Source organism: Sphingomonas zeae, assembly GCF_014197135.1.
In the GTDB taxonomy this organism is placed as follows: Bacteria; Pseudomonadota; Alphaproteobacteria; order Sphingomonadales; family Sphingomonadaceae; genus Sphingomonas; species Sphingomonas zeae.
On sequence record NZ_JACIFA010000013.1, the window covers coordinates 20952 to 45934 of the forward strand.

At 66.4% G+C, this 24983-nt stretch carries 20 protein-coding genes and 1 pseudogene; 6 read left to right on the top strand and 15 right to left on the bottom strand.

Going from position 1 to position 24983, the window contains the following annotated elements; all coding sequences use genetic code 11:
• Positions 1-2052 carry a glycoside hydrolase family 31 protein gene (locus GGR45_RS15915; RefSeq protein ID WP_175310627.1) on the bottom strand — a complete coding sequence of 684 codons (2052 nt, stop codon included), beginning with the start codon at positions 2050-2052 and terminating at the stop codon, positions 1-3.
• Between the two features lie 146 nt (positions 2053-2198).
• On the opposite strand from GGR45_RS15915, the gene GGR45_RS15920 reads away from it, so the two are divergent.
• Positions 2199-3251, top strand: a complete 1053-nt coding sequence (locus GGR45_RS15920) for a substrate-binding domain-containing protein (RefSeq protein ID WP_175310626.1) — start codon at positions 2199-2201, stop codon at positions 3249-3251.
• A 126-nt stretch (positions 3252-3377) separates the two neighbouring features.
• Positions 3378-3630 (top strand): annotated as a pseudogene (locus tag GGR45_RS20045) (IS5 family transposase); the annotation flags it as partial.
• 43 nt (positions 3631-3673) lie between these two features.
• On the opposite strand, the gene GGR45_RS15925 reads toward GGR45_RS20045, so the two are convergent.
• The 4 genes from GGR45_RS15925 to GGR45_RS15940 form a co-directional block, all read right to left on the bottom strand.
• Positions 3674-4321, bottom strand: coding sequence for a TetR/AcrR family transcriptional regulator (locus tag GGR45_RS15925; protein ID WP_175310625.1), 648 nt, complete (start codon positions 4319-4321; stop codon positions 3674-3676).
• Positions 4322-4387: 66 nt separating this feature from the next.
• Positions 4388-5818, bottom strand: a complete 1431-nt coding sequence (locus GGR45_RS15930; protein WP_175310624.1) for a carotenoid oxygenase family protein — start codon at positions 5816-5818, stop codon at positions 4388-4390.
• 47 nt (positions 5819-5865) lie between these two features.
• The gene (locus GGR45_RS15935) at positions 5866-6714 is read right to left on the bottom strand and encodes an enoyl-CoA hydratase (RefSeq protein WP_175310623.1); all 849 of its coding nucleotides are present in this window, start codon (positions 6712-6714) and stop codon (positions 5866-5868) included.
• 17 nt (positions 6715-6731) lie between these two features.
• A complete protein-coding gene (locus tag GGR45_RS15940; protein ID WP_175310622.1) occupies positions 6732-7526 on the bottom strand; it encodes an enoyl-CoA hydratase/isomerase family protein in 795 nt (264 codons plus the stop codon).
• Positions 7527-7603: 77 nt separating this feature from the next.
• Here GGR45_RS15940 and GGR45_RS15945 point away from each other — a divergent pair, with 77 nt between their 5' ends.
• The 3 genes from GGR45_RS15945 to GGR45_RS15955 all read left to right on the top strand — a co-directional run bounded on the left by GGR45_RS15945 (position 7604) and on the right by GGR45_RS15955 (position 10028).
• Positions 7604-8026, top strand: a complete 423-nt coding sequence (locus tag GGR45_RS15945) for a GFA family protein (protein WP_343051208.1) — start codon at positions 7604-7606, stop codon at positions 8024-8026.
• Between the two features lie 95 nt (positions 8027-8121).
• A complete protein-coding gene (locus tag GGR45_RS19940; protein ID WP_175310621.1) occupies positions 8122-8946 on the top strand; it encodes a PaaI family thioesterase in 825 nt (274 codons plus the stop codon).
• Between the two features lie 185 nt (positions 8947-9131).
• On the top strand, positions 9132-10028 hold the full coding sequence (locus tag GGR45_RS15955) for a hypothetical protein (protein ID WP_175310620.1): 897 nt from the start codon (positions 9132-9134) through the stop codon (positions 10026-10028).
• 18 nt (positions 10029-10046) lie between these two features.
• Here GGR45_RS15955 and GGR45_RS15960 read toward each other — a convergent pair whose 3' ends face one another.
• The 9 genes from GGR45_RS15960 to GGR45_RS16000 all read right to left on the bottom strand — a co-directional run bounded on the left by GGR45_RS15960 (position 10047) and on the right by GGR45_RS16000 (position 20773).
• A complete protein-coding gene (locus GGR45_RS15960; RefSeq protein ID WP_175310619.1) occupies positions 10047-10817 on the bottom strand; it encodes a tyrosine-protein phosphatase in 771 nt (256 codons plus the stop codon).
• An 81-nt stretch (positions 10818-10898) separates the two neighbouring features.
• Positions 10899-12332: an aldehyde dehydrogenase family protein gene (locus GGR45_RS15965; protein ID WP_175310618.1), complete on the bottom strand. Its 1434-nt coding sequence runs from the start codon at positions 12330-12332 to the stop codon at positions 10899-10901.
• 33 nt (positions 12333-12365) lie between these two features.
• Entirely contained in the window at positions 12366-13163 is a 798-nt protein-coding gene (locus GGR45_RS15970) for an enoyl-CoA hydratase-related protein (protein WP_175310617.1), read from the bottom strand.
• Positions 13160-14647: an acetyl-CoA acetyltransferase gene (locus GGR45_RS15975; protein WP_175310616.1), complete on the bottom strand. Its 1488-nt coding sequence runs from the start codon at positions 14645-14647 to the stop codon at positions 13160-13162. The genes GGR45_RS15970 and GGR45_RS15975 overlap by 4 nt, the downstream gene beginning before the upstream one ends.
• The gene (locus GGR45_RS15980) at positions 14644-15867 is read right to left on the bottom strand and encodes a CaiB/BaiF CoA transferase family protein (protein WP_246358266.1); all 1224 of its coding nucleotides are present in this window, start codon (positions 15865-15867) and stop codon (positions 14644-14646) included. Before GGR45_RS15980 ends, GGR45_RS15975 begins: the two co-directional genes overlap by 4 nt.
• A gap of 80 nt (positions 15868-15947) precedes the next feature.
• The gene (locus GGR45_RS15985; protein ID WP_175310615.1) at positions 15948-16808 is read right to left on the bottom strand and encodes a LysR family transcriptional regulator; all 861 of its coding nucleotides are present in this window, start codon (positions 16806-16808) and stop codon (positions 15948-15950) included.
• Between the two features lie 50 nt (positions 16809-16858).
• Positions 16859-18466, bottom strand: coding sequence for an AMP-binding protein (locus GGR45_RS15990; RefSeq protein WP_246358271.1), 1608 nt, complete (start codon positions 18464-18466; stop codon positions 16859-16861).
• Positions 18466-19626, bottom strand: coding sequence for a phosphotransferase family protein (locus GGR45_RS15995; RefSeq protein ID WP_175310613.1), 1161 nt, complete (start codon positions 19624-19626; stop codon positions 18466-18468). The genes GGR45_RS15990 and GGR45_RS15995 overlap by 1 nt, the downstream gene beginning before the upstream one ends.
• Entirely contained in the window at positions 19610-20773 is a 1164-nt protein-coding gene (locus tag GGR45_RS16000) for an Rv3169 family protein (RefSeq protein WP_175310612.1), read from the bottom strand. The genes GGR45_RS15995 and GGR45_RS16000 overlap by 17 nt, the downstream gene beginning before the upstream one ends.
• 117 nt (positions 20774-20890) lie before the next feature.
• Between GGR45_RS16000 and GGR45_RS16005 the strand changes: the two genes are divergently transcribed.
• Positions 20891-22450 (top strand): acyl-CoA dehydrogenase family protein, encoded by a 1560-nt coding sequence (locus tag GGR45_RS16005; protein WP_175310611.1) that lies wholly within the window; start codon positions 20891-20893, stop codon positions 22448-22450.
• A gap of 6 nt (positions 22451-22456) precedes the next feature.
• On the opposite strand, the gene GGR45_RS16010 is transcribed toward GGR45_RS16005, so the two are convergent.
• Positions 22457-24916 (bottom strand): LuxR C-terminal-related transcriptional regulator, encoded by a 2460-nt coding sequence (locus GGR45_RS16010; protein WP_175310610.1) that lies wholly within the window; start codon positions 24914-24916, stop codon positions 22457-22459.
• Positions 24917-24983 lie beyond the last annotated feature (67 nt).

The following is a 24983-nucleotide window of genomic DNA, read 5'->3' on the forward strand; positions in this document are numbered from 1 at the left end:
TCACTCGCCTTCGAAGGCCTGGGCCACCCCGGCGCCGTCGCGGATGAAGACCGGGATCCGCTCGACCGGGGCGTTGCAGGCCAGGTCGCCGCCGCCCTCGATCCGTTCGCCGGTCCAGGCATCGCACCAGATGCCCTGGGGCAGATAGACGCTGCGCTCGCTCACGCCCGCATCGGTCACGGGGGCGACCAGCAGGTCGGGGCCGAACATATATTGATCGTCCACCGCCCAGCAGCGTGGATCGTCCGGATAGTCGTAGAACATCGGCCGCATCAGCGGATCGCCCTGTTCATGCGCGGCCCGCATCAGCCCCGCGACATAGGGACGCAACCGTTCGCGCAACGCGGCATAGCGGCGCAGAATGGCGAAGACCGACTCGCCGAAGCTCCACAATTCATTCCCCGCCCCCGTATCGCACTGGGCAACGCCGTCGCGGAACGGCTCGGCCGGCGGGGTAATGGGGTCGCGGTGGCCGTGCATCCGCAGGATGGGGGTGAAGACCGCCCATTGGAACCAGCGGATCATCAGTTCGTGAAAAGCCGGATCCTCGACATGACCGCCATGGAAGCCGCCTATATCAGTCGTCCACCAGGGAATGCCCGCCATCCCCATGTTCAGTCCGGCGCTCAACTGATTGCGCATCGCCTCGAACGAGCTGTGGATATCCCCCGACCAGACCAGCGCTCCATAGCGCTGGCTGCCCGCCCAGGCGCAGCGGATCAGGCTGACGATCTCGTTCTCGCCCTCCGCGTGTAGACCTTCGTAAAAGGCCTGGGCGTAATGCAGGGGATAGGCGTTGCCGATCTCCAGCACACTGCCGCCATGATAGCGGTAATTGTCAAAATCATAGGCGCTATATTCCGGCTCGGCCTCGTCCAGCCAGAACAGCGCGACGCCCTTGTCGCGGTAGTTGCGCTTCGCCCGGTCCCACAGAAAGGCACGCGCGCCGGGATGGGTGACATCAATGAAGCGGGTATTGCCCAGAAATTCCTGCTGCACGTCCAGTCCGCGCCGACTGCGCACGAGATAGCCCTTCTCGGCCATCTCCGGATAATTTTCCGAACGATGGTCGACCGTCGGCCAGACCGAGACGAGCAGCTCGGTGCCCATCGCCTTCAGCTCGGCGGTCATCGCAGCCGGATCGGGCCATTCGCGTTCGTCGAACCGCCAGTCGCCCTGCACCGGCCAGTGGAAGAAGTCTGCGACGATCACCGCCAGCGGAATGCCGCGATCACGATAGTCGCGCGCTACCGCCAGCAATTCCTCTTGCATCCGGTAGCGCAGCTTGCTCTGCCATAGCCCCAGGGCATAGTCGGGCATCATCGGCACCGTGCCCGTGACCCGGGCATAGTTGCGCAGGATGTCGGCGGGCGTATCGGCCGCAGTGATCCAGTAATCAATCTCGCGCGCGACCTCCGCGGTCCAGGTCGCGCCATTGGCGGCGAAATGCACCGCGCCCACGGCGGGCATGTTCCACAACAGGCCATAGCCATGGCTGGACACGACGAAGGGCACGCTCGCCTGGGAATTGCGCTGCGCCAGTTCCAGCGTGCATCCCGCCAGATCGAGATGGGGCTGCTGATACTGGCCCATGCCATAGAGCCGCTCGTCCGCCTTGCCCTCGAACCGGACGGTGATGCGCGCAGTCTCGCCGGTCATCGGCCGGAACTCGCGTCCCGCCAGCCCCAGCGCGCTGATCATGCGCACCTCCTCGGTGCCGACGGTCCAGAATTTGCTGATCGTATCGCGCTGCCGCCATTTTTCCTCGAGCAGCAGTTCGCCTTTCGCGTTCAGAAAGCGGACGCGGCCTTGCAGATCGACCTCGGCCGTGATGCGGCCATGGGTGATTCGCGCGGTCGCGCCGTCGCGGGTGACGATCGGCGCGACCTCCGCGACAGCGCCGTCGTCCAGGAGCGCCCCGGGCCGTCCTCCGCGATCGGGAAAGGGCGATGCGCGCAGGCGCAAGCCGTCCGGCCCATGCGCCTCGATCCGCAACCAGTCCCCATTATAGGTCCACGCGATTGCACGGCTTTCCAGAATAAGCGTGTCCAAAACTGCCCGATCCTCTCAACGCCATTCTGCGACGGCCGTAAACGTTTACGGTTTTCGCGCCCTTCGGTGCGTGTGTCAATGAGCTTGTGTGCAGGAACCGGCATGGGGGACTTGTGCGAAACGTGTTGCGACGCGATCACAGACGCATGGACATAAGGGAACTTGCCCGCCACCTGGGGTTGTCGATCGGCACGGTGTCGCGTGCGCTCAACGATCGCAAGGACGTTAGTCCGGTGACCCGCCAGCGGGTGGTCGAGGCGGCGGCCAAACATGGTTATATCCCCAATCAGTCGGGGCGCACGCTGCGCAGCGGCCGAACGGGCACGGTCGGTTTCATGCTGACGCTGGAACATGACAGCGCGATTCATGGCGATCCCTTTTTCATGGCATTGCTCGAAGGATTGCAGAACGGTCTGAGCGAGCGCGACCTGGACCTGGTCGTCTTGCTGGCGCGCAAGGGCGAGGACGCGCTGACCTTCTTGCGGCGGCACGTCTCACGCGGGACGGTCGATGGCTGGGTGCTGTCGGGGACGCAATATGACGATCCGCGCATCCCCTTCCTGCTCGATCGCAACATCCCGTTCGTCGCGCTGGGGCGGAGCGCGATCGACCGCGATTACGCCTGGATCGATTTGGATTTCGAAGGCGTCATGGCCGATGCGATGACCTTGCTGACCAAAGCGGGGCATCGCCGCATCGGACTGGTCGCGCCGCCCGCGACGATCAACAACAGCCACATCGTCGTCGAGCGCTATCGCTATGCGCTGACACGGGCGGGAATTCCCTTCGACGCCGCGCTTATCCATCACGGCGAAACCGACGAGAGCGACGGCGAGGCGACGGCGAGCGAACTGATGGCGCTGGCCGATCGACCGACCGCGCTGCTGCTGATGGGCGAAACCGCGCCGGTGGGCGCCTATCGCGCGCTCCGTCGCCTAGGGCTGGAGCCGGGCCGCGACGTCGCGGTGATCGGCCTGCGCGACAACCCCGCCTGTCGTGCGCTGTCGCCGGACCTGACCTGCTTCTCGCTCGAACTGGGCGACCTGGGACTCGCGCTGGCGCGCGGACTGGTCGCGATGCTGCCCGGCCATTCACCCGCTGCGGGGCCATCGGTCCAGACGCTCTGGAGCATGTCGCTGCGCCTCGGGCAGAGCCATCTGACACAAGATCGAGGCTCAGCGGTCGTCCCGAGCATGTGAGGGCAATGGCGGGACTGCTCACCAACAGACGGAGCGAACGACCAGGGCGCCGACAGGATCGGCAGCACCGCCGTTCGAGCGCGCCTTTATTGGCCGGTGTAAAATGAGGCCCGGCAAACCGCCACGCTTGGCCAATCGCGCGGTGGCTCACCTAAACTTCATGCCACGGCCGAGAAGAACGGTCGTCCCTTGAGCTTTTCATGACTGCCGGCCAGGTCCGTGACTATATCGGTGGCCGCTCTGCTGGATGATCTGCCCAAGGCGCAATGGCTGCTCGGCGAACGCGGCTGCGACGCCGCTTGATTCAGAGATGCCCTCCAGGCCCAGGGCATCCCGTCACAACGAGCCGGTCAGATACGACAAGCGCCGCTATCGGCGATGCCCGACCGCTTTCTTCTGCCTGCGATCACCGAGCCCTGACCTTATGACGCGTCGAAACAGCCTAGGCCTGCGGCAACAACCTCGTAGACACTCTTGGCGTAGAGTTTCTCGACATCGCTCCCCTTCCAATAATCGCCAAAGACATAGAAGTGGGCGACCCGACGGGACACGAAGTTTTCACATGCGCCAGCCAGAATAAAATAGAAGTGCATCGGGTCTATTTCCCGAAAACTTCCCTCGGCCACGCCTTGGCGCAGCAGCGTCTTGTGGAAATCGGCGACGGGCTTTACGAAAATGTCGCTGACATAACGCGCGCGCTGCTCGTCGCCTGACACGATCAGCATGTTGATCAGGCTATTGATATACGGCGCCTGGACATAGGCGGCGACAAGGCCCTCGACGTGCAGCTTGAGCTTGCGCGGAGCGGGCGCATCGAGTTTTTCGAGTTTTGCCAGCTGTTCAACCGCGCGCTGGGTACCGCGCTCGACAATCGCCAGCAATAGCCCATCCCTGCCGCCGAAGTGGTATTGAATGAGCGTCGGGCTGACGCCCGCACGCGCCGCAACCTCGATCAGCGAGAAATCAAGCGTGTCGCGCTCGCTCATCAGGTCACCCGCGGCGTTCAGCAACTTGTCGCGCGTTGCCTCTTTCTGAGCCTGACGGGCGTTTATGCGCAAAGTGGGCGCCAAGCGTGTCCTCATTCATATGCTGCGGGAGCGTCGATCCGTCGGAAAGTCGCCCCCGCGCGCCTTCACCTAGCACTTCTCAGCATATTTCGACGCTTCGATCCAGCGGCCGTGGAAGCCCGGCGGCACGCGTCGTGGCAGCTTGACCCGCGCGACTGGCCCCTGGGCGAAGTGCTGCGCATCGGTGACCCACAATTCTGACGTGCCGCGTTCGCTGTCGGTCACGAAATTCAGGATATAGCCCTCATCCTCGTCGGTCGCCCCCATTTTCGGGGCGAAGCATGGTTCGTAGCCGTAGCAGGCTTCGGGGAACAGGACGTCTTGGCGGCTGTAATCGTCCAGATCATATCTCGCTATGCCCTTCGCCCGCAGCGTGGGCGCATCGCCGTCGACCAGTGCCAGATAACCGACGTGCTGACGACGCGCCATATACCGGTCGTTGACCCGCGGGAATTCCGCCAGGGCATCATCGACGTCGCGTTCCGTCACTGCGCCGGTCGCGGTATTGATCCGCCATTCGTGCAGATAGCTGTCGAAGCGATGCTCGCCATCCACCAGCGGACGGTCACCACGGTGCTTGCCTTCGGCATCGACATCGGTCGCTTCGTGCGTGCGTACGCCCAGCAGAACGAAATCGTCGCCGTCGTCATAGGCACACATCACATGCCACATATAACATGGCTCGGCCTCGAACCAGCGCACCGGCGCATCGAGGTCAGCCCGCGACAGCAACCCGATCCGCGACGGCATCGGCGTCATCTTGAAGCCGAGCGCCGGCGCGTCCTCGCGCAGATCCACCGCCAAGGGAAAATCAAAAACGCAGACGTATTTGCCGCTGATCGCCATGTCGTGCTGCACGCGCGGCCCGGGCAGGTCGATATCGACCGTGCGGGCGATCCGGCCGTCGTCGGTGGCGACGCCCACGGACAGATAGGGCCGCTTGGTGCCCCAGGAGATGAAGTACATCTCGCCGGTGTTGGGATCGAGCTTGGCATGCGAGGTCATGCCGCGATCGAGCGTGCCGGCATAGTCGAATGTGCCAACCGTCTCGAGCGAGGGGAGTGAAATCTCATAGGGAACCCCACCTTCCCACCACAGCGCCAGCAGCCGGCCACCATGCCAGATGAGGTCAGTATTGGCGGTGTTCTTGTGGCGCTTGCCAAGGCCCGGCAGGGCGAGGCTGCCGACATAGGTCGCGCGCCCTGCCGCGCGATCCTCCTTCAGTCCCGCCGTTTCGATAAAGCGGTTGCGATAGGTCGCGCGGCCGTTGCGGATCTCGACGCTGTGCACCATGCCGTCGCCATCGAACCAGCTGTGCCCGGCCCCCGGATCGAACGCCGGATTGGGCATATTCTGTACGAAGATCCCGTCGAGATCGGTCGGCAACCGGCCGTCGACCGGCAGGTCCGCCGCGACGCGTTCGTCGGGCACGGGGGCATAGAGGCCGGAAAGATATTCGCGGCCTGTCGCCACTTCGGTTTCACGGATGATCGTTGCCATGATGACGTCTTCTCCCATCATATCGATGAAGTGGAATGTCGCGGCGCCTATTTTTGCGCCGGCATGAGGATGCTGCGACCCGTGGTCGCCTGATTGTGCGCGTGCGCCAGATGGTGCATCGCAAAGACCGCGTCGGTCGCGCTGCGCTTGCCTTGCAGATCGTCGACGACGTTCATCGCCTGCTTGGCTAGCGATACGGCGAAGCGGCTCCTGGCCTTGATCATATCGGCGATCCGCCTCGCCTCGCCGAGTAACTCGTCGCGCGCCACGATCCGGTTGACCATGCCTAGCGCATACGCCCGCTGCGCCGTCATGCGTTCGCCCAATAGCAGGAACTCGCGTGCGACCCGCGGCGGCAGTTCGAAGGCGTGGGCGAAGTATTCGACGCCGGGAACGCCCAAGCTGACCGTGTTGTCCATGAAATAGGCGTCGTCGGACGCCACGATCAGGTCGCAGACCCACGCCAGCATCAGACCGGCTGAAATGCAGGCGCCCTGGACCAGTGCGATGGTCGGTTTTGGCAGGGCGCGCCAGCGCCGGCACAGGCCAAGATACACCTCCTGCTCGGCGACATATTGCCGTTCCACGCCGGTCAGCGCGCCATGATCGTACCAGGTCGTGCGCGGCGCCACGTCGCGCGTCCAGGTGCGCAGGTCGCCGCTGGCGGTGTCGTGCCCGGCGGAAAAGTGCTTGCCCGCGCCGCGCAGCGCAATCGCCACGACGTCGGGATCGTCGACCGCGCGGCGGAAACAGTCGTCTAGCGCATACAGCAGATCGAACGACTGTGCGTTGGCGGCGGCGGGACGATTGAGCGTCACCAGCGCCAGGCCATCCTCAACCGCATAGGTCACCAATAGGTCGTCGGCTGAGCGGGGCGAGGCGGGATCAGTATCCATGCGCGTGTTCCCTTCGATCACCGACCAACATAGGCGGGTGCCTGCCGCACAAGAAACGCCGGGATGGCGGTACGCGCGTCCTCGGTGTCAGCCAGACGCACCATCGCGTCCTGCTCCTCGGCCAGATGCTCGGAATAGCCACGGCCAAGGCCGGTCAGCATCAGGCGGCGGATTTCGCCGAAAGCGCGGGTCGGGCCGCGGGCGAGCTCAAGCGCGATCGCCTCCCCACGCGCCGACAAATCGTCCGCATCGACCACCTCGGACACGAGCCCGGCCGACAGAGCAGCCGCCGCATCCCAGGATTGCCCGAGCAGCGAGAATGTCTGGAATGCCCGCACGCCGATCAGACGGGGGAGCAGCCACGTCAAGCCGCCGTCGGAGGAAAAGCCGACCTTTGGATAGGCATAGGCGAACGTCGCCCCGCGGCTGGCAATCGCGATATCGCTGAGCCCGACCAACGCCAGGCCAGCACCCGCGGCGGCCCCCTGCACCAAAGTCACCACCGGGATCGACAGGCGGGCCATCGCCGCGCACGCGCCATGGAAGTCGTCAACCAGCGCGTCGATTGCGGGCGCCAGCGGTGACAGTTGGGCAAATTCGGCCAGGTCGCCCCCAACGCAGAACGCGCGCCCCTGGGACACCAGCAGCAGGCACCGCAGGCTATCGTTCTGCTCGACCGTTTCGAACGCCTCCCGCAATGCCTTGCCGGTCCGCGCGCCCAGCGCATTGCCTGCGGCGGGGCGCGCCAGCGTGAGACGCGCGATAGGCCCATCCATACTGAGATGAATAACGGGAGATTCCGACTCGTTCATGATCCGCTCCTATCGTTATGCCGACACAATCTCATTGACTGATCGATCAGTCAATGAGATTGTACCGGAGAATGTTGGTGGAGGAGAATTCGATGTCGAGTGGTGGATGCCTTTGCGGGAGCGTTCGCTACGCGTTCGAAGGCCGGCCGAAGTTCACCGGCGTGTGTCATTGTGCGCATTGCCAGAAACAGTCGGGCAGCGCGTTTTCGGTCAACTTGGGCGTGAGCGAGGCCAAGCTGACCGTCATGGGCGAGGTCGCCGAATATCAGGACACGGCGGAGAGTGGCGCGACATTGTTCCGCCGCTTTTGCGCGCGATGTGGATCGCCCCTGTTCTCGGTCAGTTCGTCGGCACCCGGCCTCGTGTACATCAAGGCGGGCACACTGGACGACACGTCGACGGTTCAGCCCGGCATGCATGTGTGGACGGCATCGAAGCAGGCGTGGGTCGGCATCGAGGCGGACGCCCTGCAATTCCAGCAGCAGCCGAGCGCAGGATGACGATGCAGAACCCGGCAGTGGCCATGCCGGTCCCGCCCCCGCTTGACCCGCCCCCGCTGGACCCGCCCCCGCCAGGTCCGGCGTCCGACTGCCCTGTGACGCGGTATCTCGGCCGGTCGCCGGTCGAGGCGGCAATGGGCTTCAGCGTCACGCATTGCGACCATATCACGCGTCTGGAGCAGCCTTGGCGACCGCACCTGTGCGAACCCGGATCGCGACGGCTGGATTGTGGCGCGCTGATCATCGCGGCCGACCACGCGATGGGGCATCATATTAGCCGCAGCACGCCCACGCCCGGAGCCGCGACGACGCTCAACCTGCGCCTCGACTGGCATGCCGATCTTTCACCATACGCTGGATTGAGCGTGGTGCCGCGGGTCGTCCTGCTGCACGCCGGTGTCGCGACCGCCACCGCCGACATTCGCGCGCTGGATGACGGCGGACTGGTGGCGACCGCCACCGGCGCGTTTCTGGTCGGGCGGTTTCCGGGCAACCGCACCAGCGCGGATGTCGGTGCGCCGCTGGACCTTCCACCGGTGCGATCCACTGCAGACCTGCCCGATTTCGCCGCCTTTCTGGGCTGCGTCACCGAAGAGGAGCGCCTGCATCTGCCGCCCTCGCCCGATTTCGTCGGCATGCGCCACGTCGGTGCGTTTCATGGCGGGATCAGCGGCGCGCTGGCCGAATATGCCACCCGGCCGCTGATCGACGCCTGGCGGGGCGATAGCCCGCTGCGTCGGGTCAGCTTCGAGATACGCTATCTCAAACCGTGCTTCGTCTCCGATGCCCTGACCTGCCGCGCCGCCATCCTGCGCCAAGGCCGAACGATGTGCGTGGCGGCGACCGATCTGTGGCAGAGGGGCGCGCCCGACGCGCCGAACGTCACTGCGGTCAGCACATGCGTCCGGGCGGATACATAACGGCCCCGCCCAGATGTCCCGCCTGACGATCGCGCCCGGCATGTCACGGCGCCGCGCCAGCCCGGACGCGGCATAGAGCGATGCGGCCCCTGCCCCCCTTCTCCAACGGCCGAACAGGAGCCCCGATAACGGCCCCAAACATCGAACCTGGCCGCCCAAACGGTGCGATGCGAACGGCAAGGATGATGGCGATCGCAGCGTCGATGCTGCTGGCGGTGTCGCCTGGCGTGGCGCTGGCGCAGGACGCCACCAGTATCGTCGCGTTCGATCCCGTGTCTGGCCTGCCGGTATTGCCTGACCTGGCCTATCGCGCCGACACGGCGTCTATCGCGCTGATCGTCCTGCTGGCCGGGGGCCTCGGCCTCCTCGGCTTCGCGGTTCGCGAGGCGATCCGCTACAAACACATCCTCCCGGTCACGATCGTACTCGGCAGCGTGATGCTGGTCGTGCCGGAAGTCTATGTCGACGTGCTCGGCGGCATTTACTGGCCTTGGGCGCCTGGTCACGTCGCCTTCACCATCATGGGGCGACCGATGACGTGGTTCACCGTCACCGTATGGTTCTCGGCCGGGTCGATCGGCTGCCTTGGCAGCTATGCCCTGTTCCTGCGCAACGTCAGCACGAAGGTTTTGTGGATCGCGCTCGGGGTGAACGCGCTGCTCAATGTGGCGATGGAGGAAGTGCTGCTGAACATCCCCGGCCTGTACATGTACTACGGCCGCCAGCCGCTGGTCCTGCTCACCAAGCTGCCCTTCTGGTGGGTGGGGGTGAATGGTGGCGGCATGTTCGCGGCGTCCGCGCTGCTGTATCGCTATCGCGCGCACCTGCGCGGCGTACGCGCGCTGGCACCGTTCGCGGTCATCCCGACCGTCTACCTTGCCATGTTCGGCTTCGTCGCGATGCCGGCGACGATCGTCGTCAACGGCCGCTTTTCCTGGGCGGTCACCCAGACCGGCGGCCTCGTGACGCTGGTGCTATGCACGGTGGGCGCGATGTTGGTGATGCACCTCGTTCTGCAACGCAATCCTTTCGACCCGAGCGGGCACAGCCCCGCGCCGACCGGAACAACGTCGCGACCGTAACGGTCAAAGAATAGCCTGCTATTTGGGGTCCGGCTTGGCAATCAGCCAAGCCCGCAGCGCGGCGATATGGTCGGCGTTGATACCGGACTGCGCGAAATAGGGTTCGACCCCACCACAGCGCGCCGCGATCGCACCGAACGTGGCCTGCAGATACGCACGCTCGACTCCCAGCAGCGCGTCGAGCGCATCGTCCGCCACGGCATAGCCGTATCGCGCTTCGACCCGCGCGGCGATTGCCCGCTTCATCTCCGCAAAGCCGGAGGCATGGCGCGACGCGAGATAATCCGCCTCGATGTCCGCCATGTCCGCCCCGACCATGCGCAGGATCAGCGCACACAGGATACCCGTCCTGTCCTTTCCCGCGCTGCAGTGGATCAGCGTGACGCCGGGCGTCGCGGCAATGCGCTCCACTGCCGCAGCGAACAGCGACCGGTACAGTGGATCGAACGGCAATTCGGCATACAGGGTGTGGTAGAAGTCGTCGACGCTGTCCACGGTCAGCGATCCCGCGCGCAGCAGTTCGAGATGCGGCGATTCGCGCGTGCGGTCGCCGTCATGCGACAGGATGCGATCCGCCATTTCCGCTGGCCAGTCGGACAGGTCGGTCGCGCGTTCGCCAGCGTAGCGCAGATCGACGACCGTCGCGAACGCCTTTCCCAGAACCAGCGAGCGCGCGGCCGGCGTGAGGCCACCGAAATGGCCCGACCGGTATAACCGGTCGCCGCGCATCCGGCCGCCGTCGACCGCCATGTCGCCGACGGACCGGAAATTGATCAGACCATCCGTCATCGTCGCACCATGCTCCGGGTAGGTTGAGTTCCCTGGCCGGGTTGAGCTCATAACCCGGCTGGACTCAGCGCCGGACCGCGCTCAGGCGGCCGCGGCGGGCTGCGGCTTGCGGCGGACCAGCGTCTGCGGATAGGTGTATTCGAGCACGCCGGCGACGCCCCCCTCCACGCCGATCCCCGAACTCTTCTGACCACCAAAGGGCGCGAAGGGCGACAGATACTGATCGTGGTTGATGAACACCGTGCCTGTGTTCAGCCGACGCGCGACCGCAATCGCGGCGTCCTCGTCGGACGACCAGACCGATCCCGCCAGCCCATATTCGCAGTCGTTGGCGCGCGCGATCACCTCGTCGACCGAGTCGTAGCGCAGCAGCGGCAAAACCGGCCCGAACTGCTCCTCCGCCACGACGCGCGCATTCTCGGGCGGGTTGTCGATCAACGTGATCGGCACGAAATAGCCCGGACCCTCGATATCCTCGCCACCGACGATGAACGTCAGGCCTCGCTCGCGCGCATCGGCGATGATGCTCTTGACGCGTTCGTACTGCGGCCTGTTGTTGATCGGGCCGAGCCGCGTGCCCTTCACCGCACCGTTCCCGACCGTCATCCGGCGGGCGTAGTCGGCCATCGCGTCACGGATCGGTTCGTAAACGTCGGTGTGGATATACAGGCGCTTGGTCGCGATACAAATCTGGCCGTTGTTGCCGAATGCCGACCAGAACAGCTTTTCGGCGACGGTATCGACATCGACATCCGGCAGAACGATCGCGGCGTCGTTGCCGCCCAGCTCCAGCGTCAGCCGCTTCAGCGAGGACGCGGCATTTTCCATTAGCTTCTTGCCGATCGCGGTTGAGCCGGTGAAGCTGATCTTGTCGACGCCGGGATGCGCGGTCAGCCACGGACCGACCTCGTCTGCGCCCGATACGACGTTCAGCACGCCTGGCGGCAGCAGGTCGCGAGTCAACTCGCCCAGCTTCAGCGCGGTCAGCGGCGTGAACGGCGAGGGTTTCAGCACCATCGTATTGCCCGCAAGCAAGGCGGGTCCGATCTTGAAGCCCGACAACAGCATCGGAAAATTCCATGGCACGATCGCCGCAACGACGCCGATCGGCACGTAATGCGTCTCGACGATCCGTTCCGGACCGTCCTCGGCGACCTCCACGGGGATATCGATCGTGCTCTGCGCCTTGAGCAGCTGGCCCAGGCTGCCCACCTCGATCCGCGCTTCGAACAGCGGCTTGCCCTGCTCGCTGGTCAGCAACTGCGCGAGCGGTTCCAGATTGTCGAGCACGGTCTGGCCCAGCTCACGGACCAGTCGGCGGCGCGTCTCGATCGGCGTTGCCGCCCACGAGCCGAACGCCGCCCGCGCGCTCTGGACGGCCTGGTCCACCTCGTCACGGCTGCATGCCGGCGCCTGTGCGATCAGTTCCTCGGTGGCCGGGTTCAGCACGTCAATCGTGGCGCCGCCCGCGACGGCGCGGCCGTCGATGGTCATGGTATAGGTGGTATTCGTCATGTCGTGCTCCTGCATGTCGCAACGTCGAAGGCTTCAGGCACCGACCCAGATCGGTGCTCGTTTCTCGATGAAGGCGCGCGGTCCTTCGGCGAAATCCTGGGTGCGATAATTGCGGTCGGCGGCCGCGCGGCTGAGCGCGAACAGCTCCGCCTCGGTCAGATCGTCTGCGCGCCGAGCGACGGCCAAGCTTTCCGCCACCGCCAGCGGCGCATTGGCCGCGACACGCTCTGCAACCGCAACCGCTTTGTAAAAGGCTTCGCCGGATGGAGTCAGGTGGTTGACCAACCCCGCGGCATGCGCGCGCGTTGCCGTCACCGCCTCGCCCGTCGCGATCATCTCCAGCGCCAACCCGCGTGGCACGCGCCGTGGCAGCCGGGCCAGCCCGCCCGCCGCAGCAATCAGCGCCCGCTGCACCTCGGGCAGACCAAAGGTCGCGTTGGTGGAGGCCACGATCATGTCGCACGCCAGTGCGATTTCCAGACCGCCCGCCAGCGCCGGCGCCTCGACGCAGGCGATCCAGAACTTGGTGCGCGGCGCCTGCACGAAGCCGGCGAAGCCACCGCGTTCGGTATAGAGCTGATCGCGCTGGCCCGCAGCGATGGCCTTGAGGTCGGCGCCCGCGCAAAAGGCGCGCGTTCCCGCCGCACTCAAAACAACCGCGACGACGCTATCATCCGCCTCCAGCGCCGCGACCGCCGCTTCCAGTTCGATCGCGAGGCGCGGCGATACGGCATTCGCCTGCGCCGGCCGGTTGAGTGTGACGCGTGCGACATGCGCGCCTTCGCGCGACACGAGGATTTCCCCGTCCGGTCCTGTCGCCCGATCCGTCATGCGAACCGCCATGTCGGGATGCCGTCGCCCCCGGTCGACACGCGGCCGGGTCGGCCGATCGGGTAATCTGCGTCATCCTCCAGCATGGCGATCTCCTGCTCGTCCACCCGCGCGAGCGTGCGGGCCTTGCCCTGATCCGTCCGCGCGACGACCACGCCGCGCCGTGCGCCTTTACGGTCGTGCACTACGGTGAACGTTTCCAGCGTGGCGGCTCCGTCGGGACGATCGTCGAACCGCGGCACCGCGCCATAGCGTGTGGCGACATCGGCCATCACCGATCCCTCGTCCCCGACCCACGGCACCTCCGCAGGCCGGCTCGACAGCACCAGCGTCGCATGCTTGGTCATGAACCCGCCCTGCCCATAGAGCAGCCCGATGCCCGGCATATCCTGTAGCGCGCGCACCATCGCCGCTGCGGCATGGGTCATGTAATTGTTGAGCGGCGCGCCGAAGAAAGTGAGCCCGCCGGTCACCGTGCACGGATACAGGTCGTCCAGCGCGAGGCGCCGACGCGACGCCTTGGGCACGACCGGGAAGCAGGAATACAGCTCGACGTGATCGAACCCGTGCGGCGCGATTGTGAGCGCGGCGTCGAGCACCGCATCGCGGGCGACACATCCGGCATAACTGTCACGCAACAGATAATCGTCGGGCTCCTTGGCGTGATGCCCACCTTGGACGAAGGCGAGCCGACCATCGTCCAGGCCGAGTTCGCGCGCGGTCGCCAGCGACATCACGACCAGCGCGCCGCCCATATTCACGCCGATATTGGCGACCATCCGTTTGCGATAGGGCCAGGCGATGATCCGGTTATCGGGTCCCGCCGTCGCGATCTCATCCGCCGAATACGACCGGCCGTCCCACGAATGAGGATTGCGCGCCGCGACCGTAGACATGCGCGCCCACAATGCCGCACTCTCACGCAGTGCCGTATCGGGTCGCTGACACCATCCGTGTGCGGTCGCGTTGTCGTACAGGGGGTAGACGGTTACGGGGAGATGCGCGCCGATCGCCTTGGCCAGCGGGTGGGCGGTGTCCTGCCCGCGTATTGACGGCGCCGCGATCGCGGGCGGCGGGGTCCAGTCCAGCGCGACATCGCGGGCCGCCGCCCGCCCCGCCGAAAGGTGCGCCTCGCCCCCGCAGATGACGGCGATGTCGGATTCGCCACGCGCGATCCGCGCTGCGGCCGCGTGTACGAAGCGGACCGGCGTCTCGCCGCCCACTGCGCCATAATGGCGACGCGCCGGCCATATCCCCAACCGGATGCACAATTGGTCCGCCGGCGCGGCATAGGGCCAGCTGATCAGGTTGACGACGTCGATCGAATCGACACGCCCCAGCACCTCGCCATGCAACCCGTTCACCGCGCGGCGCAGCGCGGCCTCCATCAGGGCCAGCGGCTCCAACGCGTCCGTCAAATCGGTCGGTCGGTCGACCGCCTCGCCGATCGCGGCGATCACCGGCGTGCGGGCGGGATCGATCATGCGGCCGACCGCGCGACGGGCGTCGCTTGCGGCATGTCCCGTTCCGTCATGTTCAAGCTCGCCAGAACCTCGTCGGTATGCTCGCCGAGCAACGGGGCGTGCCCCGGATCGGGCATCGCCACCCCGAAACGCACCGGCGGCTGCATTGCATGATAGCCGCCTTCACTGGGATGCGCGGTCCGGCGGAAGAAGCCGGTGGCGGAGAGGTGCGGATCGTCCTTGATAGTGGCGATGTCGCGCACCGGCATCGCCGGGATCGACGCCGCGACGAACAGCTCCTGCAACGTGGCGGTGGAATGCGCAGGCGTCAGTTCGGCCAGCCTATGGTACAGGACGTCGGCATTCTCGACGCGCAACGCCGGCGTGGCGACCCGCGGATCGTCCAGAAAGGCGGCATCGCCGAGTAAGGTCAGTACCTTCACCCAATTCTCGTCACCATAGGGCACGATGCTGAGATAGCCATCGCTGGTACGGAACGGCTGGCGGAAAGGCTCGAGCTGGCGGCGATAACCGACCGGACCGCACGCGGGTTCGAACGTGCCGCCAGCTAGGTGCTCCTCCAGCAGGAACTGGGTGAACGTCTCGAACATCGGGACTTCGACGAACTGCCCCTCCTGCGTGCGCAGGCGGTGGATGAAGGCGGCGAGCACCGCATAGGCCGCGTACAGGCCCGCGACCTTGTCGACGATCGTACTGGGCGTATAGCGCGGGACGGGATTGCCATCGACCTTGCCGGGCAAGCTCGCCAGCCCCGACGCAGCCTGGATCACGTCGTCATAGGCGGGCAGGTCGGCATAGGGGCCGCCGCTGCCGTAGCCAGTGCAATGGACGTAGATCAGGTCCCGCTTGACCGCGGTCAGGGCGTCATAACCGAAGCCGAGCCGCTCGATCGCCTTGCCACGGACATTGTGGATGAAGACGTCGCTGCCGGCGATCAGCCGCCGCATCGCCTCTGCGTCGCGATCCTGCTTCAGGTCGAGCACCACCGACTTCTTGCCGCGGTTCAGCGTCATGTGCGCTGCGCCCATGCCATAGGTCCTGGCATAAGCACCCGATCGACGCATCAGGTCGCCTTGCGGGGTTTCGACCTTGATCACCGTCGCGCCCATGTCGGCAAGGATCTGCGTACAGAACGGGCCGAAGATAATCGACGTCATGTCGATGACCTTGAGACCTTCCAGCATTCGCGGCACGCCGGTCGACATGGTGTTGAACTCCATGGGGGACACTCGGCGCGGTGTACGATGGGGACGGGCCGCCCGTCCAAGTCGCAACCCGCATCCGATCAGACGAAAATCGTCTAGGTGCCGCGGACCAACAGTCGGCGGATGGCCGAACGCTCGTCGTCGGCGCGCGCCACCAGCCACAGCGTCGTGGGTTCGGGGCCGATCAGCGGGCGCAGCCCGGGCTGGGGCGGTTGCCGCGCCACCCCGAAGAACGAGGGGATCGTTGCTTGCCCGCCGACGGTCGGCTTGAGCGGACGGCCGTCGAAACCGGTCGCGACGAGTTCGACGATGCCTTGCAACGGCGCGAACGTCTGGTCGTACAACTGGGGGTTCACCCCGCGCGGAAAGACGGCGATCGCCCGTCCGGACAAGTCGCCAGGCGCGATCGGCGCGCTGCCGAACAGCGGATCGCCGGCCACGAATTGCAAATAGCGTTGCAGCGTATCGACCGCCACCATCGCCAGCCCGGTGGAATCGAAGGGCGCGGTCGCGAAGGCGGCATCAATGTCGCCATGGCGCACCCGATCGATCAGATGCGGCGACCAGCCCACCTCCATCTCAACCGACAGCGACGGCAGATGCGCGGACAGCATCGTCAGCATGTCGCCGACCGCAGCGATCCGGCCGCTATAGGGCGGTGCGCCCACCCGCAGCCGGTTTACCACGGCGCCGCGGATCATCGCCACCTCGTTCAGCAGCGCCTTTTCCGTCGCCACCAGCCGTCGCGCATGGTCGAACATCCGCACGCCAGCGTCGGTCAGCTCCAGGCGTCGCCCGATGCGCCGGAACAGCGCGAATCCCAGGCGGTCCTCCAGCCCCTTCATCCGCTGCGACAGCCACGGCTGCGCGATGCCGAGCCGCGCGGCGGCGGCGGTAACGGTGCCTTCCTCCGCTACGACCGCGAAGTGCAGCAGCTCGCGCAGGTCAAGCCGCACGGTTGATCCCCGCGCGCCCTGCTCCGGCCTGCGTCCCGCGCCGCACGGCCTCAGTCCGTGATCGAGGCCACATGGCGTGCCTCGGCCAGCGCCTCGCGCAGCGCGGCGCGGCGCACTTTGCCGGCGGCATTGCGCGGCAGCAGATCGGTAACGTGGAGCACGCGCGGCAATTTGTAGCGGGCCAGCCGTCCGTCAAGCCATTCGTGAATCGCCGCCAGCGTCAGCGTCGCACCCGATCGCGGTACGACACAGGCCGTCACCACCTGCCCCCAATGAGGATGGTCGAGCCCGATGACCGCGACATCGGCGATGTCGTCATGCAACGCCAGCAGCCGCTCGACCTCGACCGGATAGATGTTCTCGCCGCCAGAGATGATGAGGTCGCCCAGCCGATCGAGCAGGAACAGATGGCCGGTATCATCCTGATAGCCGATGTCGCCGGTGTGCATCCAGCCATCGGCGGTATAGGCATCAGTGGTGGCGGCGGGATTGTGCCAATAGCCGGCGAACGTCGTCGGCGAGCGCAGCTGGACCTCGCCCTTGAACCCGGCAGGCAGGACGCGGCCGCTCGGATCCGCAATGCGGACCTCGGTGCCCGGGATGGCCCGGCCCACGGAGGCGCGCAGCACTTCGGGATCGTCGCATCGCTGTTCCAGCACGCAAATGTTGCCGCCCGCTTCAGTCATGCCGTAGCAATGGACGAAGCGGCAACGCAGGTGGCGGTCGGCGAGCGCCTGCAGGTCCGGCGTGATCGGGCTGCCGCCGTACATCAGCGTTTCCAGACAGCGAAGGTCGGCGGTCGCCACCGCAGGCAGTTCCAAAACGATCCGCAGCGCGGCGGGCACCAGGAAGATGCGGGTGACGCGATGCGCGCCGATCGCATGCAGGATTCCCGGCGCATCGAAGGCAGGCAGCAGGACGATGGTGGCACCGACAGCCAGCGCCTCCAGCGCGATACCGCAGCCCGAGACGTGGAACATCGGCATTGCGACCAGCACGACATCCTGCGCCCGCGTACCGATCCACCAGCGCGCCGGATCGGCACCCAACCGCGCGACATGGATTGAATAGCGTTCGTTGGTGATGACCACGCCCTTGGGGAAACCAGTGGTGCCTGATGTGTACAATTGGACAAAACCGGCGGCCGGGTCGTAGGGGGGCAGGCTTGCCGCCCCCTGCCCCGCTGCCGCCTGCGCCGCGGCCCAGCCTGTCAGCGTCGCCAGACCGTCTGACAGGATCACGCCGGCTGGCCCCGTTCCGGCACCCGTACCGCCGGGGACATGATGCGGCGCGAACTCCGGTTCGACGAACAGCCATTGCGCCTCGCTGTCGGCGAGCACGAAAGCGATTTCCTGCGCCGACAACCGCCAGTTCACCGGCACCAGGCAAGTGCCCGTGCGCATCGCGGCGAGCAGGAGCACCAAACAGGAATCGCTGTTCCGGCCGAGGTAGGCGATGCGTGTTCCCGGCGTCGTAACGCGAGCGATCGCGCAGGCAACCTGATCGGCCAGCCGGTCGAGATCGCCGTAGCTAAGTATCCTGCCTCCGAAATGGACCGCAGCGCGCGCGGAATCGCACCGCGCCACCGCGACCACCGCAGCGTCGACCGCGTTCGCTGCATTCGCAGCTCGCCACGGAGCTTCGTCCGCCGGGTGCATCACGCGAAGAACCTGTCGAGCGCGCGATGGTCGTCGATCGTCGCGCGGCACCTGGCCAGCTTGTTCAGGAACATCTGCGTGCCGCGGTCGGTGCTGAGCACGGCGTTCATCCCGATGACGACGTTCTGCAACCCGATGAACGTGCCGAACAGGAAGTCGTCGACGCATTGGTCGTACGAATAGTCCCGCACTCCTAGTTCACATAACCGCGCGTGATAGGCGCCCAGCGCTTCGTCCTGTACCGCGCGGCGCGTCTCGGTGGGCACGCTACACCCCAGGAACAGACCGGTGTCCCGCCCGGGATGCGCGGTGGCGAACGTCTGCCAGTCGAGCACGACACTGTGCCCGCCGTCGAACAGCATGTTGTCGAGGCGATAGTCGCTGTGCGTCAGCGCAGCGGGGCGGCCGGCGGCGCAGCTCCAGTCGGGATAATGCGGCGCGAAACGTTCGATCACCGTCATGTCTTCGGCGGTGAACAGCGCCTGGTGCCGCTCCTTCAGCCGCGCGACGGCGCGCGCCATATTGCCCGCCAGCACGGGCTTGAGCTCGGCGGATATTGGCTTCAGCCAGCCATCGCGCAGCAGGTCGCTGTTCCACAGCGGCGCGTGCAGCCCGGCAAGGCCGGCCATGCATTCGATCGCCTGCGCGCGCGTGCAGCCCGTGAACTCGTCACCGGCGACGCTGTCGGGGAAATCCTCCAGCAGCAGCGAGAATTCGTCCTCCTCGTCGCTCAGCCAGGTGGCATAGGCGCGCGGTGTGCGGATCGGCAGGTCGCTGGCGAATTGCGCGTAGAAGCGCACCTCGGCACCGTAGAAGCCGGGTCGTCCCGCAATGCCGAAGCCGCGCTTGCCCAGTTGCCGGCTCGCGGGGCTGTCGCCGGTGCATTTGAAAACGACGCTGCGCGGGGTCCCCGGTGCGGGATCCACATGGCGAAGCGCAAGGCGATAGGTGTTGCCCATCAGCCCCGACCCCAGCGGCGTCGCATCGAAGCCGGTCAGGGTCACATCGTGCCCAGCCGCGTTCAGCCGCCGTTCGATCCAGCCGGCGTCCACCGCCGCGATCGAGTGCGGCGTGTTGTCGCGGTCGATATGACGGTGGACGCCATCCAGAGCGCGGGTCAGCAGCGTTTCGTGCGCCATGGGATCAGCGCCAATTGGCATCTTGCAACCCCAGATCCGGCCATGCGCCGGTGATTTCGGTGTTGAGAATGCCCCAACCCGTGCCCCCGGTGACCGGATCAGACACCCGGATCAGGATGTCGCGCAGCTGGTGTACCGCCTCGCACGCTGCGGGATCGCCGGTATCGGGCAGCATGTCCCCTTCCACATGCAGCGCACCGCGCGCCTCGCCGTGATAATGGCCGCCATAGCCATTGTAGAGCCCCATGCCGAGGCACACCCGCGACTGACCGGCGATCTCGATATGGATCGGCCGCTCGCTGCCGTCGCGCAGGACGAGGAGCATATGCCCGCCCAGCGGCTCGCGCGTTGCGGGGTCGTAGCGCAGGTCGAAGCGGGTTTCGCGCACGTGCTGCACCCCGCCTGAAGGGCCGGGCGCGAAGATCTTGCTTTCATTGACGATCTGCGATCCGCGCGCGCTATGGGTCTCCCAGCAGAACATGTGCAGGCGATACGGCTGGCCGTCCGGCAGCGTCAGCACGCACGGCGACCAGATCAGTCGATATTGCAGCCCGACGGGCATCCGGCCGCGGTCCGGCGTTTCCGGCGATGCGGGACCGGTATTCTGCTTGATCCCCCAACTGTGGTCGCGAAAGCCGAACCCGCCTGGCGCCTCGATCGCAATCCTCCGGCCTTCGACCTCGACCCAGCCGGTCGCCTCGGTGCACAGGACGTAGCGCATGTCCTCCTGCACCGTGCGATAGCCGCGCGTCACGACGGAGCGATCCTCCTGCCACGGCCGGTCGATCACCCGCTGGGTGATGTCGAAGCTGATCGGCTGATGCTCGGTCGGCTCCAGGATCGCACGGGTGGCTTTGAGCGGCTCCACCACCTCGAGGCGGAACGGGCCGACCGCCATGTCCATCGGCCGCGGCGCCAGCCGGCGGCTGAACCGCACGTTGCGCTGCGTGCGCCCGATCGCAATGCCCGCGAACCCGTCCATCACGTTACGGTTGACGTATTTGCCAAGGCCCCAATGCAGCGCAAACCCGTCGTCCTTCGCGATGACGCAGCCATAGGCGCGCTCGGTCCAGGCGGGGTCGGATGTCGCGACATTGGCGAACGTCTCGGTCGTCTGGTGGCAGAAGAGCTCGTCCGCCTCAGTCAGTTGCCCTACGGATTTTTCCAATCGGCCTCTCCTTTTCAGCGACGATAGCGCGGCGCGCCCGTACCAAACCCGCCTAAAGGCGGGGGATCAGCCTCTTCGTACCGAATTAACCCGCTGACCTACGGAGAGGAATGATCGATGCACAATCAGGTCCCGCCCCCGGGCGATTACAATGCGCTGACGCTCAACGTGCCGCTCTGCGAGGCGGTCGAACGTGCCGGTGCGGGATGGGCGATGGATCGCATGGCCGCGCTCGGCGCGATCGTCGGCAGCCGCGAGGCGCGTCACCATGCCGTACGCACTGACAGCCATCCGCCGGTCTTGCACCGCTATGATGCCGCCGGCGAACGGATCAACCAGATCGAGCGCGATCCGTCGTGGCACTGGCTGGTAGACCGCACGCTTGATTTCGATCTTCACGGCCTGACCGTGCGGCACGGCCTCTCCAATACCCATGCGGCGCGCGCGGCGATGATCCTGCTGTGGGGCGAGGTCAGCCTGCCGACGATCTGCCCGGTGTCGGCCAATTACGCGATGGTTCCCGCTTTATCGGTCGAGCCGGCGATCCAGCGGCAATGGCTGGAGGCGCTGACCACCACCGATCGCGGCAAGCTGGCATTCGCCGGCGCGTCGATGACCGAAAGGCAGGGTGGATCGGACATCCGCCAGACCGCGACCGTCGCGACGCCACAAGCCGACGGATCGTACGTGCTCGATGGCGACAAATGGTTCGTGACCTGTCCGTGGGCCGACCTGTTCCTGGTCCTCGCGCGAGCGCCTGGCGGCCTCACCTGCTTCCTCGCTGATGCCCGCCAAGGCGGCTTTTTTACGGAGCGGCTCAAGGACAAGCTCGGCTGGCACGGGCTCGGCGTCGGCGAGGTGCAGCTGCGCGGCGTTGCAGCGCAACGGGTCGGCGAGGAAGGGCGCGGGGTCGGCGCGATCATGCGAATGATCACCTATACCCGGCTCGACGTGCTGCTGGAAAACTGTGCATCGATTCGCACCGGCACGCTGCGCGCGATCCATTACGCGCGCCACCGCACGACGTTCGGTCGCCGGCTGGTTGATCAGCCGCTGATGACCAACGTGCTGACCGATCTGGCGCTGGAATCGGAGGCGGCGACCGCGGCGGGGATGCGGGTCGCGCAAAGCTATGACGTGCCGGACTCGCAATACGGCCGCATCGCGCTAACTCTGATGAAATACTGGGTTTCCAAGCGCGCGGCGCCGCACGCGGCCGAAGCGCTCGAGTGCCTGGGCGGCAACGGCTATGTCGAGGCGTCCGGCATGCCGCGGCTGTTGCGCGATTCCGTCGTCGGATCGGTGTGGGAAGGGTCCGGCAACATAGCCGCGCTCGACGTGCTGCGCGCGATCCGGTCCGGCGGCAGCGCCTTCGACGCCTTCCGTGACGAATGCTGCAAGGCGCGCGGCGGCAACAGGTCACTCGACAGCGAACTGGATGACGTGTTCGACGATGCGGTGGCCTGGGCCGCTTCGGAAGATGCGGAATGGACCGCGCGGCTGATGGTCGAACGACTGGCATTGGTGTTGCAGGCCAGCCTGCTGATGCAGACCGCGCCGAACGCGGTCGCCGACGCCTTCTGCCATGCGCGCTTGGCCAACCGCGGCGCGACCTATGGACGTGTGCCGCTGTCCAGCTTCGCAACCGAAATCCTGGATCGCGCGCTACCCGCCTGACGCAGGTTACGCCCCCGCCATACGCGCGATGGCGGCGGTGCGCGACTTGACGTCCAGTTTCTGGAAGACGTTGCGCAGATGCCATTTCACGGTAACCTCGGACACGCCCATCCGCCCGCCGATCTCGTGATTGGACAGCCCGCCGGCGACCAGCGCCATGATGTCGCGCTCCTTGCGCGTCAGGCCGGCGATCGGCGGAATGGCAGCTGGCGATCCGGGCATTCGGCCGCGCGCGACGGGCAACGGCCCTGCGGCGCCGCTGATCAGCGCAGTGACCAGCCCGGCCTGCGCGGCGGTAAAGCCCGGCCGCGTCACCTGTTCGTGCAGCATCTCGGCGATCGGCAGCAGCATTGCGCGCTCGTCGCGGATCAGCTGGTGCAGCTGCACGCCTCCGATCCCCGCCTCGCACTGCCAGAACAGCCGGCAGGCCGCGTCGCGATTGCCGTCCGCGATGGCGGCACCGACGCGGATCAGCATCGCCTCCGTCCAGCGGCGGGCGCGGCCTGCGATCTGCGTGCGTTGCACGATCGGCTGCGCGATCGCAAGCGCCTCGCGCGGGTTGCCCAGCGCCAGTAACAGCCGGGCACTGGTAAAGCGCAGATCCTCGTCGAAGCGCCGGCCGAACTGCACCTTGCCGCTGACGGTGCGGATCTGCTCCAATTCGTCCCGCAGCATCGGCAACCGGCTGCGATCGCCGGCCTGCAGCGTCAGTTGGATCGCCGCCACTCGCAGCATGTAGCGGCTGCGATCGCCCGACCGGCGGCCGGCGATCCGGGCGGCCCGGTCAAGCAGGCCGAGCGCGCCGTCGAGTCCATCCATGCCCAGCACGCATCGCCCCGCAGTCGACCAACCGAGCACCATCGTGTCCGATGTCGCGTGGCGCGACGACAGGTCGATGCTGCCGCTGACGAGTTCGGTCGCTGCGGCGGTATGGCCGAGCAGTCGTTCGCAGGCCGCCAGCATGATGCTGACGGTATGGCGCACCAGCCCGCGCACCGCCGGCTCCTGCAGGGTCGACAGGAGCGTCCGCTTCGCCGCATCCAGGTTGCCGCGCTCGAGGTGCAGGAACACCCAGTACATCGCGCTCCACGCGCCTAGAAAGGGCGAACGCGCCGCGACGCTGGCGCTCGTCGCCCGCTCCAGCGCCTGCTGCATGTCGGCCAGCCGAAGATCGGCCAGATGCGAGGCAGCAAGCGCGTTCGCGATGGTCGCCCGTTGCAGCGCCGACCCATGGTCGCCCTCCAGCCAGTAATCCGCGCCGGTGCGCACCGCGCGCAGATCGTCGCGGCCGAAATCGGCCAAGAAGTCCTCGAACTTCACGTGATCCGCGCGAATGCCCTTTGCGCCGCTCTGTTCGCGCAAAAAGGTCCCGCGGATCAGGTCATGCGCGGGGCCGCTCTGCGGCACGTTGGCCAACCCGTTGTACAGGCTGTCGCCATCGTCCTGCACCAGCAGTACGTCGCCGAAGCGTGCAAAGATCTCGTCCGACTTCGCGTCGAGCAGGTCCGCGGCCTGGTCGGGCGCGCCCGCCAGGATGTAGCTTTGCGCCGCCCTCGGCCAGTCGGTGCGGTCGCGAAAGACGTCGCCCGCCCGGGAAAATGCCGCCCTCTGGTCGGCGGGGCAATCACGCCGCCCGCGCGCGATCAGATATTCGACGAACAGCGGGTTGGGTCGTGGTGGCGGGCCGCCGGGCTTTTGCGTGCCCAGAAATGGGCAGGCGCGGATCGCCTCCTGCAGCGTCGCCGGTCCAGCATCCCCATGGATCGCCCCGACCAGCGCATCGTCGAGCGGCCATATCGGCGCGGTCAATGTGATGAACCGCTGCAGCTCGGGACGCAGCGGCGCCATCACCTGTTCGCCAAAATAGCTGACAAACTCGCGCGCATCGCCATGCATCCAGCGCGCTGCGGCCTCCAACCCGTGACCATCGCGCAGCACGTTGCGGATCAGCTGCCAGGCGCCGATCCAGCCTTCCGAGCGCCGCATCAGCATACGAAAAGCCGGCGACATCATTTCCGCCATGTCGAGTCGCAGCATCGCTGCCGCCTCGACATGAGTGAGGTTCAGATCGGCCATGCCATATTCGGCCATCCGTCCGCGCATCCGCAGCCCGCTGAGCGGGGAGTCCAGCATCCGGCTGCACGACAAGATCAGACGCGGCGATCGGGCGAGCACGTCATGCTCGGCGCGTAGCAGCATCCGCTCCAGCACCGGCAGCGGCAGCAAATCGGCATCGTGCACCACAATCAGCGCCGGCTCGCCCTCCGCCCCGCCCAAGGCCCCGCCCCATGTATCGTCCGCGACGAGCGCCTCGATCTCCGCCGCCCGCGCCGCCCCCCCACGTACCATCCGCACTTGCCGTACCGTTGCGGCACGGGCGGCGATGTCGTCGAGCACCCACGTCTTGCCAGAGGCGACCGGCGCGAACAGCAGCACCAGCGGCACGCGTGCGCTGTCGCGCAGCATGCGGTCCGCAACGGAGCGTAAACCGGGTCCTAGCTCCATGGATTCCCATCCCGCCTAAAGGAGGGGT

Bases quoted from the DNA above. Each gene is read 5' to 3' on its own strand.
- GGR45_RS15920 (WP_175310626.1), top strand. From the start codon at position 2,199: ATGGACATAAGGGAACTTGCCCGCCACCTGGGGTTGTCGATCGGCACG.
- GGR45_RS15935 (WP_175310623.1), bottom strand. From the start codon at position 6,714: ATGGATACTGATCCCGCCTCGCCCCGCTCAGCCGACGACCTATTGGTG.
- GGR45_RS15975 (WP_175310616.1), bottom strand. From the start codon at position 14,647: ATGATCGATCCCGCCCGCACGCCGGTGATCGCCGCGATCGGCGAGGCG.
- GGR45_RS15990 (WP_246358271.1), bottom strand. From the start codon at position 18,466: ATGCACCCGGCGGACGAAGCTCCGTGGCGAGCTGCGAATGCAGCGAAC.
- GGR45_RS16005 (WP_175310611.1), top strand. From the start codon at position 20,891: ATGCACAATCAGGTCCCGCCCCCGGGCGATTACAATGCGCTGACGCTC.
- GGR45_RS15955 (WP_175310620.1), top strand. From the start codon at position 9,132: ATGGCGATCGCAGCGTCGATGCTGCTGGCGGTGTCGCCTGGCGTGGCG.
- GGR45_RS15960 (WP_175310619.1), bottom strand. From the start codon at position 10,817: ATGACGGATGGTCTGATCAATTTCCGGTCCGTCGGCGACATGGCGGTC.
- GGR45_RS15980 (WP_246358266.1), bottom strand. From the start codon at position 15,867: ATGGAGTTCAACACCATGTCGACCGGCGTGCCGCGAATGCTGGAAGGT.
- GGR45_RS15930 (WP_175310624.1), bottom strand. From the start codon at position 5,818: ATGGCAACGATCATCCGTGAAACCGAAGTGGCGACAGGCCGCGAATAT.
- GGR45_RS15940 (WP_175310622.1), bottom strand. From the start codon at position 7,526: ATGAACGAGTCGGAATCTCCCGTTATTCATCTCAGTATGGATGGGCCT.
- GGR45_RS15965 (WP_175310618.1), bottom strand. From the start codon at position 12,332: ATGACGAATACCACCTATACCATGACCATCGACGGCCGCGCCGTCGCG.
- GGR45_RS15995 (WP_175310613.1), bottom strand. From the start codon at position 19,626: ATGCCAATTGGCGCTGATCCCATGGCGCACGAAACGCTGCTGACCCGC.
- GGR45_RS15970 (WP_175310617.1), bottom strand. From the start codon at position 13,163: ATGACGGATCGGGCGACAGGACCGGACGGGGAAATCCTCGTGTCGCGC.
- GGR45_RS16010 (WP_175310610.1), bottom strand. From the start codon at position 24,916: ATGCTGCGCGACAGCGCACGCGTGCCGCTGGTGCTGCTGTTCGCGCCG.